Below are 11,973 nucleotides of genomic sequence, written 5' to 3' on the forward strand. Positions count from 1 at the left end.
AATACATATTTTTATTTTATATTTTACCCTATAAAATGAATCTTTTATGGGCGATTATTATCATTCTTCTTATTTCTCTTACAAAGGTCGACCATAATACATATCGACCTTGTAAGAGAAAAATCATTTCTTATTCCTTATTAGCATTATAATTTTCTGTGCTAGGAGCCGTCTTTATTCCGTTTTCAAATACTTCTCCAAATTCTTGGATACATTTTTGAGTTGTCCTCACTGAAAACGTATACTCATCATCAGTTAATAGATCAAAGACTAGATTAAATTTTTCAGATGAAGGGTCATATTCCCAAGAAAACTCAAGGTGTTTCTCAAAATGTGAGAAGTAACCATCATATTCTTCGAGAGGAAATTGTTTGAGCGCTTTTATAAAGAGATTGAGGACAAGATTTGTCCATCCAAACTCAAGTTCCTTTTCCAATCGATTATCAGTATATGTTCTAAGCACAAGCCTTGAACCTTCATCTTCTTCTTTCATATGATAGAGAATTGAAAATTCAATAAAATTTCCGTCATGCATTGTATCTTTTAAGACAATTTTCATATAACCGACCTTCTTGAAATATTTTGTATTCTACACTACACTGCTATTATTCGAAAAACCAATTAATTGGCGACCATCTTCCGTCCGCTGGCCTGTTTTTAATTGATTTCCCAGAGTCCTTATACACAGTAATAATGTTATTTTTCTTTGAATCCATGATTATAACAATTTTACTGTTTGGATCAACAATAACACGAGCCCCTGAAATATCTCTGTATGTTTGTAATTTAAATGCCCCAGATGACTTTCCAGACAGTATTTTATCAATCATTTTACTAGTAATACCATCAATAAATGCTTCATCCATAGCATGTCCAGATAATTTCGTTGGGATTTTTTCCTTTGTTGCCACTACTTTTTTCGCGGTATTATTCCTTTTAAAAACAAGATCAATTAACTTTATAAGACCACAGAAAATGCTTTATTTATAAAATATTACTTTGTTTAGTTATTATTGTCAATTCTTACAATAGTTAAATAAATATAGCTATTGGAGTTAGTATAGTTTCATGGACACCTCTTAATAATGTTCTTACTAGAATCTCTGATTTGCAATTCATTAACTAATTGACGTACCGACTTTAAATCTTCAAGATTATTAATCAATTCTGTTTTCAAAGTAGCCCTCCTTTATCATTTTCTTGAACCCATAAAATTTTAAGCTCTGTTTTCCTCTTATCGCAGCATACTCTTTCTGAAGGATAATTTTTGAGCCATTATGAAATTTAATTGCACTCTTGATAATTTCTTCCTCCTTACATTAATTGATCATCTTTTCCAAAAATTCGATAATGAGTCCTTTCTTATTCAACTAATTCATATGTGGCTTCGAAAATGTCAGGTTTACATGGATACTTCTCACCTTTTATCCCAGTTATTATCCAGTCTCCTATCTCAGCTCTCATCTTTCCCTCTAGCGTTTCAATTACTGCGCAGTCAGTATGGTAATTGATATATCGTGTTCTGTGACCCACTCTAAAAGGGTTGGGGAGTCCAGCGTTCTTCTGGCACATCTCAACTGTTAATTGTTCAGCATCAATAATTACTGGCTTTTTACGATATTTAGCCATAATCATTCCTCCTTTAATTGATCTGATAAAAACATCATTTTATTATATTATTAGTATTTGTTTAAACTACTTGCTGCGCTCTTTGCTCGTTCCCATGTTTCATCATTGCAATGTATGTGAATTCCCCTTTCATCTGCTGAGTCTAAATATAAATCTACTAATTTTATATTTTTATTTAATTTATAGAGCAGAGAAAATTCTCAGCCCTATTCATCAACCTTTACAATTCCCATCTCTTTTTCAAGCATAGGTAATTCTATGTTTACTCTTGTTATACTGTCTTGCGCCAAGGAAGAACTTGTCATAAAATCTTGTAAATCTTTTTCATTCTGATTGATAGCATAATTTTTTATATTCCACATTGCAATAGATTTAAGTGAATAATGTAATCTTAAATCTTCTTTAATTTTTTTTAATTTCTTTTCTCGCTCCTCTGTTAGACCGCTTGGAATTACTAAACGTTCAAGTTGTTTTGATACACTCATGTATTCGTCATCTGCATTTCCAATTAAATCTAAATTTGGTATTTACCCACTTTTAAACTTTGACAGTTCTTCTGAAACTTGATTATTTATTCCTTCAACTTTTGATGTGATTGAATAGACTTTTTTTTCAAATTCTATAACAATTTGCGCTTGTTCCTCTGCTGTTCCTTCACTAAAATACTGAACCAAAGCATTACATCCCTTAACAACCCCAAAAATTAGTGCAATAAAAATAATTAATATAATTACTCCTGTGTTTGATGAACCTTCTTGCTCATGTACTTACCTCCAATTTTTAACTATGCTATACAATTTTATTATCATTCAAAATCCCTAAAATTTGGAGATAAAGTTCACTTCATCTGAAATAACCCAAGTATCCATATTTATTGCATACACATCCATCTTGATAGGTCTTTTTCTTTAAGATAAAATCAATAAAATCATACAAAATAGCCAATTTATCCTTAAATCAATTCTCTACTACTCTTGAATCTCTAGCTCTCTTAAATCGTTCAGCAGCTTCTCTTCTTTGTTCCTCTGTCATCTCCCGTCCTTTACTGTTTGACCTAAAGGATATTTGCTTAAAAGTCACTTCTTTATAATGATGTCCCCCATCTTTATCAATCTGAAAAGGCTCTATTCCAGCAGGAATTTGAAAAGGCTAAAATTGGCAAATTGAATTACTATGAAAGTAAAATAAATGAAATTAAAGAAGAGATGTTAGGACTACAATTAGGGTAAGAGTTGAATAAAGTAATTAGAGGAGGATTTAATATTTCTTATACAGCATTTGAACGTGAAACAGTAATGACATGTGATGATGAGACTAAAATGTGGACAATTTACACGTTACAGCCAACTGTTATCACAAGATTAAGAAAGCACTGTTGTTGGTAATGCTTAAAGCATTCTTCTTTAGTGAAGAAGATATTTAATGATACACCCTTATAACTCCGATATCCCGTGTTGTCATAAGGAGCAATTATTCTACTTAATGGTCTATCTTTTTTATTTAAAGGTCTAAAATGATGTTCAGAATAATATACATTTTTACCTTTAGGTAAATCACTATTGCTGAATACCATTACCCTTTGCGGCATAATATAAAGGTTACCCTACGGAAATTTATCATAATCTACACATGGCTCCATTAAACGGATTAGCTTGGAAAACCTCTCCACCTCACGCTTTAACTCTGCTGCTAGGTCACGGTCGCAGTACGGGCAAGGCGGTTCACTTTCGTAATGGCAAACACATCTGTCTGTTATCATTCATTAAACCTCCGTCTTAGTGATTCACGTTTCATACGTATCTGATCGTACACTTCCGCAGGAATATTTGTTAGTGTATTAAACTCTTTGAGCCACATATCTTTAAAGTACAAATAATAAAATCGTATTGTACCAAGATCAGGAGCATGTTGTATCCTACGATATAACCACGCCATTAAACTTTCTTGTTCGGTCATTCTATCCTCTCTCTCCGTTACTATTAATCTTGTTTTCACGTATCATCTGCAACTCTAACTCTGTCAGTACTTTTCCATGATACTTAGCCTGCAATTGAATATTCGCCTGTTTTTCTTTTAACTTATGTTCGTATCTGGTTATGAGTCCACGAATCATCTTATTAATATACTTATCTAATTTTGTGATATTAATATCAGATAAACCACATGATGAAATTGTAGGCCAGCCATGCCATTTTCGTTCTTGCAAACAGCCTTTAAATGCAAATTCCATTCTTTCAAAACGGTCAGTTGGCTCCTGAATTACAACTCTCATTCCATTTGGCAGATAAATGTGAATATCATCCATCATTCTATTCTCTCCGTCTCCTTTTTTACTGTCATTCCTATGTATTGATATACCTAATATTAAGAAATGCTTCTATTTACCATTGAGATTATCCATCTGTATGTCATACTGTCCTTGCTTGTATCCATCATAATAAGCTTCATATCTATCTCTATACGCTTCCAGCTTTTCTATTGTCTCAAGTAGCTTCGGAATATCTTCACGTGCATGGGCTATAAACTCTGCATCTTCATTACGTAAAACCTTGACATAACTCATATCATCACCAACTACTGTCACTATCACGTTGCCTTCACTATTTGATAGTGAACAATCATAGTATTCTTGCCATTTCCATGATCCTTTTGTTGCCTTCTTTGCACGTTCACGAATCTCTTGCATTTCTTCCTCGGTCATCATTCCCCACCACCCTGTATCAAATCTGGATTTTTGTAGATATTACCGATGACTTCACATCTCCTATAAATTTTGTTTAATAACGAATTACCAAGTGTCCACTCCACGTATTCAGTAGAGTACCCAACAAAATCCCTTGCCTTTTTGTCTGATTCATCGAAGTAATAAAACTTCTTGTACTCTAAAATATCTCCCTCGTAAATCTCTTTTCCGTTTTTATCGCTAAGACCAGTACACTGCATGTAAATAGGTTTCTCTGTTTCAAAGTGAGAAAATCGGAACCCCATCATGTCATCGAACTGTTCGAAATTACTAAATGACATTACTTTACTTACATCATCCCAAGCCCTGAACTTTATATCTCGCATTAACTTCCGCCTAATGAATTCCTTCTTTTATTGAAATAGTTCCTCTTGTTCTTTTCTCTTGTCTTCCAATTCAAAAAATGAATCCATCAAATACATTAGCTGTTCACCATTATCTCCGTCGCCACCCGACTTCCAATAGAAATAATCCCCATGTTCAAAATCAACTTTGTCGATGTGACGATATAATTTGATACTTTTTGGGTGATGGTCAAGACCTAACTCCCATCGTTTACTTGGATCAAGAATAATCTCCATTGAATGATTCTCCTTTCTAATTAAATCGTACTTTTATCTGCTCGTATCCTTGACGCCAGCATTAATCACTTTTTGCAAAAACTCCATTTGCCTTTTTGTTAATTCTACCTGACTCTATTAGCTCAAATTGCCATGGGCGTCTGTATGCCGTTTCAATTAATTCTCTAAAACTAAAAGCACATTCTCTTATCCCTAAACCATTAGCATTAGGATGGACATACTGATATTCATAATACTCCTCAATGTAAGAGTACTGCCTCGCCAGTGCCTCATAAAGTGTATTGAATCTATATCCTTCTTCATCTTTGTATGTATATTTTGTATTTACATAAATCTCTCCAATATCATCAACATGTCGTTCAATACTGGCTTTTAACTCTTCAGCCTTTTTATACTCCTCTTCCTCACTTCTTTCGCTCAACCAAGGTTTTTCAGGTATGACGACCACTTCACTAATATTAGTTTTCTTTATTTTAATCATTTTCTATATCTCCACTATTTTTATTTTTTATATAAACAGTCATATAAGATAAAATCTGAGATGGCATGCCATATGGTCTTTTATTTTTAAATACGCAATGTTTGACCTTCAAAACTTCAAAATTACCTATCATATCATCTACGTTAATGTCTATAATTTCACCTACTCTTGGTATTACATTTGCTTGATACTCAAAGCTACTTTCGCCCTCAAATTTCAATTCAACTTCAATACTCGTATCTCTCATGATTTACCTCCATTGAATAGATTTCTTTTTTATTCATATCAAAATAAGCCTCTGTTGATAATCATTCGATATCCATAATCAAGATAACCGAACTCTTTACTTTGTTTCGAATTACTCTCATATTTTAACCAATCAGTCCATTGACAAATTAAGCTATTTTTTATTAAATTTGCCTTATTTAATAATTAAAGCCCATTTCGCTTTTGCAATTTCTTCTATAGTAAAGTCTACAAATTTTTGTTTTCCATATTCCTTGCAAAATACTTGACTTCCCACATTTGGCAAAAGGTTGTTGAGTAATGTTTTCAATTCACACAACCCTTTTGTCGTTTCTGAACTCATTAATTCCCCTCCTAATCTTTGATAAAATATTCATTTCATTTATGGTATTTAGACGTTTTTAATGGTACAATTTCTTGCAGTTAATTTTCTTTACTACGTTGCTTTGTTTGATGATGTTTAGCAGGGAGCATTGATATTTTGGAGGAATCAGAAAGGATGGAAAACATGATATGATTATCTTTTCAATTATAGCTACAATTATTGCCATAATCCTAAATTTCAATGAAACACTAATGGGCAGTCAGGCTACTCTGGTAAATTTTATTGTTACGGCTATTTATTTGAGCGTATGGATTTGGCTTATGATTTTGGGAGCTAAAAGTAAGGCGAAAAGGCTAAATATATACTTTGGTGTATTTTGGTCTATAACATTATTGACTTCTATTTCCACTATTTTCGCTAACATTATTACGAAAGTAGATTTCACTGCAACTATACCGTTGGTAATAATCTTTTTAACACCTTTGTATGGAATTAGATTTTTTAACCTTACATTTTTAACCTGTTCTGTTATTTATGCAATTTTATCAACAGTCTTCGCCTTGATTGGATTTGCGTCTGTTAAGCGTAACAATTAAGCAATTTGCATAGTGCACAAGCATTTTCGCCACTCACCTGCTAAACATTTTTAATACCACTTCTTTTGCTCATGAGAATATATCAAAATAAACTATTAAAATATTAATCTGAAAACGTGCCTATACTGTCTGTATTAATTAATAACATGGCTTAAAAGAATAGTTTTTACTAGGTTTGGCAATAATCTGCTCAAGCCTTTGCGCAGTACTTTTTCTTCATACTCTTTCGGAAGGTAGTCTCTCTCTTCTTTTAACAAATCCTCGTAAATCCTAACGTTCAAATTCTTTAAAATTATCCCCATATCTTCAATACCAAATTTTTCATCTAGAATTCCTTCATCAACTAGCTTGTACAAGAATTTTTCCACTCTTGCCTGTGTTACATATTGCTCAACAAATAACATCTCTGGAGTCTTCAACTGATTTGGGTCTTTCGGTGCTTTTTGTTTTTGGACTTCACGAAAACTGTCAGTTACCAGTTTTACAAACAATTGCTTCCCAAAGCGATCCTTGTAGTCAACATTCTTAACTACAATCCCTTCACCTGTCTCCATTTCATCAAGTAATTCACACTGCCATTTTGAAAATGAATTATATGCTCCATACTTTCGACAAGAGCTAATACGTGCGATTACAACTTCACGTTCGAAATTATCAAATCTGTGTACAGTTTGCCAATCATTAAAGCATGTAATCACTTCATTGAGTCTCTTCCTATTTGTATCCCACCATGAAATTCCTGTGTCTAATTCAATTGTTTCTTGAAGTAATATTTTTCTGCTCAAATGCTGTTCTCCTTTCCTTATAAAATTCATGTTTTAATTTAAAACCAATGCACATGGTCACGCCAATTATAATTGTCATCTCTTTCTTCCGACCTATAATAATGCGGTGGAACTAAATACATAAATATCAATTTAAAATCTTCATGGTACCTTAAAGCTAAATCGACATATACCTCTCTGTATCTGTAACTTCTACACTGAAGAGAAAACTTACGTGCCTGAATCGTTTTGGTCTGTGTTTTAACAAGGTCTTTTCTTCTAAAAACAATATCTTCATTTATTCCTGTAATTAACTCATTTAATTTTGCTTCAGCTTTCTCTTGTTCATCTGAAAATATCATTGTATTGATGTGACTTGCATTTAAACTCATATTTCACACCCCTTTCTGATCAAATCCATATCCTACTTTAAAAGTTAATGCATGTCACTTTAGCATCATTTTCGCCATTGAATCTGCCTAACACATAATCTGGTCTTCGTTGGTTTGATTGAGGGCAAACAGCTAGAATTCTCCATCCTTGATTCAATACTACTTGTAGTTCTTCGGTACATTTATCAACTGCATAGCCCATCTGATTAATATTCAACAACCCAAGGTTCCCAATGTGTACATCGCACTTTTGATTAAACTCAATTTTTTCATCAAATGATTGCAATGCTTTTTGAAACTTATCTTGTACCTCTTGCATTTGCTTCAGCATATTAGCTACAGCACTATTTGATGTTTGGACTGTGCCTCTAATTTTAATTATAATCGTTGGAAATTTTTGAATAAAAGATTCTATCTCAATTAAATATTCTTTACTTGGTTTCAATTCTACATAATCAGATGTGGTTACAAATTTCATTTTCCCTTCGGATAAAGCGGCTTCCTCTTCTTTATATGTATGCGACCAACTATAGAATTCTTTTAGTTCACCATTTTCCAACACTAATTCTTTACAATCTATTGCATCACCAATAAATAATTCAATCTCTTCTTTTTCTTTAATCTTAATTCGATTTTCACTATCAAAACTAACTCTCGCAAACAATCTCTATTCCTCCAATTCATTCAACTCTGGAAGCCATCCCTTAAATAATTCCTTAAAGCTCATTTTTAAATCTCCAATGTAGATTTCTGGTTCTTCATTGCCGAATGTAACCTCTAATCCCAGTTGCTTACCTAACTCAATTGCACGTTGTTTTTCTTCATCAGTCACAATATTCTTCCCTCCAACTCTTGTCATCACAGGATCTGGTTTGTATTCTGAGGTTAATTCCAACAAAGCTCGATAAAGAACATTAACCTTACCTCTAACAGTGTCATTGCTCTCATTGAAATAATATATGAAATCAGAAAGTGATTGTTTTGAATCGTAGTAACCATCTTGTCCATGTAGTAAATCATATGCAGCTTCTATATGCTCAAAAGCACTTTCGAGTTCTTGTTTTACATTTTCGGGTAGCATTTGAATCCCTCCTATCTGATGAAAGCCAGCTTTTATTAGGTTCTTGCTTTAATTATTAAATTTTATTTGTCATTGATTTCTTCTAAACTTAAGTTCTACTACTCTCTCTAGAGGATCACGAAGTTGCCAGTTAACCGCCCCCCATAGAAACTTTCCATTTTCTTGCTCTTGTCTGAGCTTACTTGGAGAAAGCCAAATGTCATGATAACTAGAATAGAACCACAATCCTTTTTTCTCTGCTTGATCAAATAATGATTGCAAACTTGCTACTATTTCACTTTCCATTTTCTATTCTCCCTTTTAATAAAAAGTGTCTTTTACTTTATGATTTTATTTTGTTTAGTTTTTCTTTTATATCTTGAATTTCTTCTTCAAGCATGCTGCAATCACTGTACGACTCTTTGAGTTTAATTAACTTTGCTTCCTGTCTTCTAATGCCACACTCATACAGTGAAACTAAATCTTTTGTTGACATTGGCTCTCCTTCATCCCAAACACTACTCATTGAATGCCCCCTCTTATAAATAAGATATTTAAATACATATTTTTATTTTATATTACATCTTCTTTTCAGACTTGTAAATACCCTTTTAGGAATTAAATAAATTATTTTTGTTTTTATATTCACTTCAACTTCTCAGTCTATGGTATAAATAAACCCCCAGACATTCTGAGGGCTTCGCTCTTATTCACCATATAGTTCTTTAATCCTGTCTAGATTTATATACTCTTTAATCCGATTGTAATTATAATCATACATATTAGCATAATAAGCTTTGGGTATATTAAATCTTACGCATATTTCTCCGAATTGCTCTTTATCTAAAACTCCATCTCTCTTGTATAACTCATAGCCCATATAGATCATACCTGATCTCATTATTTTTAAAGCAGTAAAGTTATGGATTCCAAAATACTCACCCAATGCAGTTAAACGTCTTGAAACAACATGCTTACCTACTGCATCAGTATTGACGACTCTAGTCTTAGCTGGCTTCAATACATAGCCTGTTTCCACTAGATCGATACCTTCTCTTATATTACGTGATGTATCTGGTAGTTCATTCCCATTATTTTTAAGGTATTCTGCTTCATGATGAGCAGCTTTTAAAAGCTCAATTAATTTATCAGAGACAATCAATTCTCTTTTGGAGCCATCTATATCAGTTAGCAAAACACTATTATTATTTACGTCTACCTCGTGCCATTTTAGATTTCTTATTTCACAGTTTTCTTTTCCTGCAAAACCCTCAAACAAAGCCAATGGAATAACAGCATCTTGACGATTTACTGCAAATTGAACAATTTCCTCAATTGTTTTTTTAGAAAAATACTGTTTTGCACTTTCATCAATAAATTGTCTCGCATATCCCTCGATGCTTTTAACCATCACTAATGGGTTAATATTATTTTCTCTATGCCCATTTTCTATAAACCAGTTTACATAGCTCTGAACAATGCTGATATTGGTTTGACTAGCCCATATACTTGAAGGATTTAAGTGGGTGAATAAATCTTCCAAATCACCAACGTTAAAACTTCCTAAGTCTTTTCCTTTTTCTTCCTCGATATCTTTGCTTGCTTTCAGAATCCTAGAATATGAGTCATATGTTCTAAGGTTACTTGAGTGCTCATCCAAAAAAGCATTTTTTAAGGCTTCATTATAGTAGCCATCCTCGTATCGTAAATTAGACATTGTTTATCTCCTCTTTAACATCCAATTTTTTAAAAAAGTTTATTATTTTACTCTTAGGCTTGGTCATCATCGAACTGTTATTGTCCAATACTCCTATTTCTTTCCACAGTGGATTGCTACGTGAAAAATCAATCTTGTCTATGAGCGTTGTGATATGACTTGGAGGCAACTCCACATTCTTCAATTCCTTAGCTAGAATCACATACGCATTGAACATTTGATTGTGGTTAATGATCGTTTCTTTTCTAGTTTTACCAATGTTAGTTACAAATTCTTCAGGATATCGCATCGCAATTGAATCAAAAGTTTCTTTTAGAAGACCTACAACCTCTTTTGCTTCAATGATGTTTGATGGATGGAACACTTCATCTATAATTGAATCTAAAACAGTGAAAGTTACTAACTGATCAGTTGAAAGCTGATCACCTGAAGATATCTTGTCTCCAAGCATGCTTTCTTCTCTAAGTTGTTTAACAACATATGAGGAATGGCTTTGACGCATTTCTGCCAACCTTGACACACTTTGACTGGTGAATGTATTAATTTGAGAGAACAGGCTCTGTGCTTTTTTCTGACTGTAATTAACGATCCTTAATCCGAACGTCATCTTAATATCAGGGTTTGTTTTTATGGCATTGATTGTAGCAGTTAACCTATGAAAACCGTCCAGACAGTCTAACTTTGTACCTTCGGTGACGGTTAATGTTTTATTCTTCGTGTCAAAAATTAATTCTTGTCCCGAATCAGAGGAGTTTAATCTAGCATTAAATGTGATTGTTGTTCTAAACAATTTGTCTTCAAGAATTAATTGAGTGATTTCCTTTACCGCTTTGCTATTTAACTTAGGAGCTTTTATTATACCGGTTGCTACTTTCAATAATTTAGCTTCCCTTTGAGTGTCAAAATTGTATTGAATGACATTTCCTTCACTCAATTTGAGAAGCTGCTCTGCATCAATTGATGTATCATAATCATCTAACTCAAACTGCTTCGCATCAGAAAAAGTATATGGTAGCAACTCCTCATTCTCTGTGGAAAGCTCCATTAAATTTATTTCATTAATCTCATGTTGTGTAAAATAATTTTCAGCAGCTATCTTATTTTTTAAGTCTTGTCCTTCTAGGAAATCTCTGATGTGAATAAGGAATAGACATAATACACTATTTTCTACTTTATTTAGAGGTGTTTTCCCATTAATAATGCGTTGAGAATCTGCTAACCCTACTCCGTGTGCAGATAACTGTTTTTTGAAGGAGTTTACTGTCTTCCTACTGGTCTTAATTTCAATTAAGGCTTGAGACAACACTTCCTCAACCATATCTCTAGTTACGCCAACTTGCATCCGATCAGCCTCTTTCGGGAAATTAATATAATAATAATTAATTGTAGACATTTTTATTTCTATTATACAGTTTAATAGGGTGATCTGACAACAAAAA

General features: G+C 33.0%; 19 protein-coding genes and 1 pseudogene. 1 reads left to right on the plus strand and 19 read right to left on the minus strand.

The features are described 5' to 3' along the window. Positions 1 to 130 precede the first annotated feature (130 nt). From EEL30_19850 to EEL30_19900, 11 genes are all read right to left on the minus strand, one after another. Complete coding sequence (locus EEL30_19850) at positions 131 to 559, minus strand: hypothetical protein (protein ID QDX94336.1); 429 nt, start codon at positions 557 to 559, stop codon at positions 131 to 133. A 46-nt stretch (positions 560 to 605) separates the two neighbouring features. Next, complete coding sequence (locus EEL30_19855) at positions 606 to 911, minus strand: hypothetical protein (GenBank protein ID QDX94337.1); 306 nt, start codon at positions 909 to 911, stop codon at positions 606 to 608. Positions 912 to 1,362: 451 nt separating this feature from the next. Next, a complete protein-coding gene (locus EEL30_19860) occupies positions 1,363 to 1,629 on the minus strand; it encodes a hypothetical protein (protein ID QDX94338.1) in 267 nt (88 codons plus the stop codon). A gap of 206 nt (positions 1,630 to 1,835) precedes the next feature. Next, positions 1,836 to 2,114, minus strand: a complete 279-nt coding sequence (locus tag EEL30_19865; protein QDX94339.1) for a hypothetical protein — start codon at positions 2,112 to 2,114, stop codon at positions 1,836 to 1,838. 1,270 nt (positions 2,115 to 3,384) lie between these two features. Next, a complete protein-coding gene (locus EEL30_19870; protein ID QDX94340.1) occupies positions 3,385 to 3,585 on the minus strand; it encodes a hypothetical protein in 201 nt (66 codons plus the stop codon). 1 nt (position 3,586) lies between these two features. Continuing rightward, positions 3,587 to 3,937: a hypothetical protein gene (locus EEL30_19875; GenBank protein QDX94341.1), complete on the minus strand. Its 351-nt coding sequence runs from the start codon at positions 3,935 to 3,937 to the stop codon at positions 3,587 to 3,589. A 69-nt stretch (positions 3,938 to 4,006) separates the two neighbouring features. After that, a complete protein-coding gene (locus EEL30_19880) occupies positions 4,007 to 4,333 on the minus strand; it encodes a hypothetical protein (GenBank protein QDX94342.1) in 327 nt (108 codons plus the stop codon). Further along, positions 4,330 to 4,698, minus strand: coding sequence for a hypothetical protein (locus tag EEL30_19885; protein ID QDX94343.1), 369 nt, complete (start codon positions 4,696 to 4,698; stop codon positions 4,330 to 4,332). The genes EEL30_19880 and EEL30_19885 overlap by 4 nt, the downstream gene beginning before the upstream one ends. 27 nt (positions 4,699 to 4,725) lie before the next feature. Continuing rightward, positions 4,726 to 4,953 (minus strand): hypothetical protein, encoded by a 228-nt coding sequence (locus EEL30_19890; protein ID QDX94344.1) that lies wholly within the window; start codon positions 4,951 to 4,953, stop codon positions 4,726 to 4,728. A gap of 61 nt (positions 4,954 to 5,014) precedes the next feature. After that, positions 5,015 to 5,434 (minus strand): hypothetical protein, encoded by a 420-nt coding sequence (locus tag EEL30_19895; protein QDX94345.1) that lies wholly within the window; start codon positions 5,432 to 5,434, stop codon positions 5,015 to 5,017. Continuing rightward, positions 5,427 to 5,681: a hypothetical protein gene (locus tag EEL30_19900; GenBank protein ID QDX94346.1), complete on the minus strand. Its 255-nt coding sequence runs from the start codon at positions 5,679 to 5,681 to the stop codon at positions 5,427 to 5,429. The genes EEL30_19895 and EEL30_19900 overlap by 8 nt, the downstream gene beginning before the upstream one ends. 512 nt (positions 5,682 to 6,193) lie before the next feature. On the opposite strand from EEL30_19900, the gene EEL30_19905 reads away from it, so the two are divergent. Beyond that, the gene (locus tag EEL30_19905; GenBank protein ID QDX94347.1) at positions 6,194 to 6,601 is read left to right on the plus strand and encodes a hypothetical protein; all 408 of its coding nucleotides are present in this window, start codon (positions 6,194 to 6,196) and stop codon (positions 6,599 to 6,601) included. A gap of 134 nt (positions 6,602 to 6,735) precedes the next feature. Here the strand turns inward: EEL30_19905 and EEL30_19910 are convergent. The 8 genes and pseudogenes from EEL30_19910 to EEL30_19945 form a co-directional block, all read right to left on the minus strand. Next, positions 6,736 to 7,170, minus strand: a pseudogene (locus tag EEL30_19910) (hypothetical protein). A 254-nt stretch (positions 7,171 to 7,424) separates the two neighbouring features. Continuing rightward, on the minus strand, positions 7,425 to 7,757 hold the full coding sequence (locus EEL30_19915) for a hypothetical protein (GenBank protein ID QDX94348.1): 333 nt from the start codon (positions 7,755 to 7,757) through the stop codon (positions 7,425 to 7,427). A 37-nt stretch (positions 7,758 to 7,794) separates the two neighbouring features. Beyond that, complete coding sequence (locus tag EEL30_19920; GenBank protein ID QDX94349.1) at positions 7,795 to 8,421, minus strand: hypothetical protein; 627 nt, start codon at positions 8,419 to 8,421, stop codon at positions 7,795 to 7,797. Between the two features lie 3 nt (positions 8,422 to 8,424). Continuing rightward, positions 8,425 to 8,838, minus strand: coding sequence for a hypothetical protein (locus EEL30_19925; protein QDX94350.1), 414 nt, complete (start codon positions 8,836 to 8,838; stop codon positions 8,425 to 8,427). A gap of 69 nt (positions 8,839 to 8,907) precedes the next feature. Beyond that, the gene (locus tag EEL30_19930) at positions 8,908 to 9,123 is read right to left on the minus strand and encodes a hypothetical protein (GenBank protein QDX94351.1); all 216 of its coding nucleotides are present in this window, start codon (positions 9,121 to 9,123) and stop codon (positions 8,908 to 8,910) included. A gap of 37 nt (positions 9,124 to 9,160) precedes the next feature. Continuing rightward, entirely contained in the window at positions 9,161 to 9,343 is a 183-nt protein-coding gene (locus EEL30_19935; protein QDX94352.1) for a hypothetical protein, read from the minus strand. Between the two features lie 180 nt (positions 9,344 to 9,523). Continuing rightward, the gene (locus tag EEL30_19940) at positions 9,524 to 10,534 is read right to left on the minus strand and encodes a hypothetical protein (protein QDX94353.1); all 1,011 of its coding nucleotides are present in this window, start codon (positions 10,532 to 10,534) and stop codon (positions 9,524 to 9,526) included. Further along, positions 10,527 to 11,927, minus strand: coding sequence for a hypothetical protein (locus EEL30_19945; protein QDX94354.1), 1,401 nt, complete (start codon positions 11,925 to 11,927; stop codon positions 10,527 to 10,529). Before EEL30_19945 ends, EEL30_19940 begins: the two co-directional genes overlap by 8 nt. Between the last annotated feature and the right edge of the window lie 46 nt (positions 11,928 to 11,973).

This window comes from Brevibacillus laterosporus (genome assembly GCA_007833815.1).
Lineage (GTDB): Bacteria > Bacillota > Bacilli > Brevibacillales > Brevibacillaceae > Brevibacillus_B > Brevibacillus_B laterosporus_D.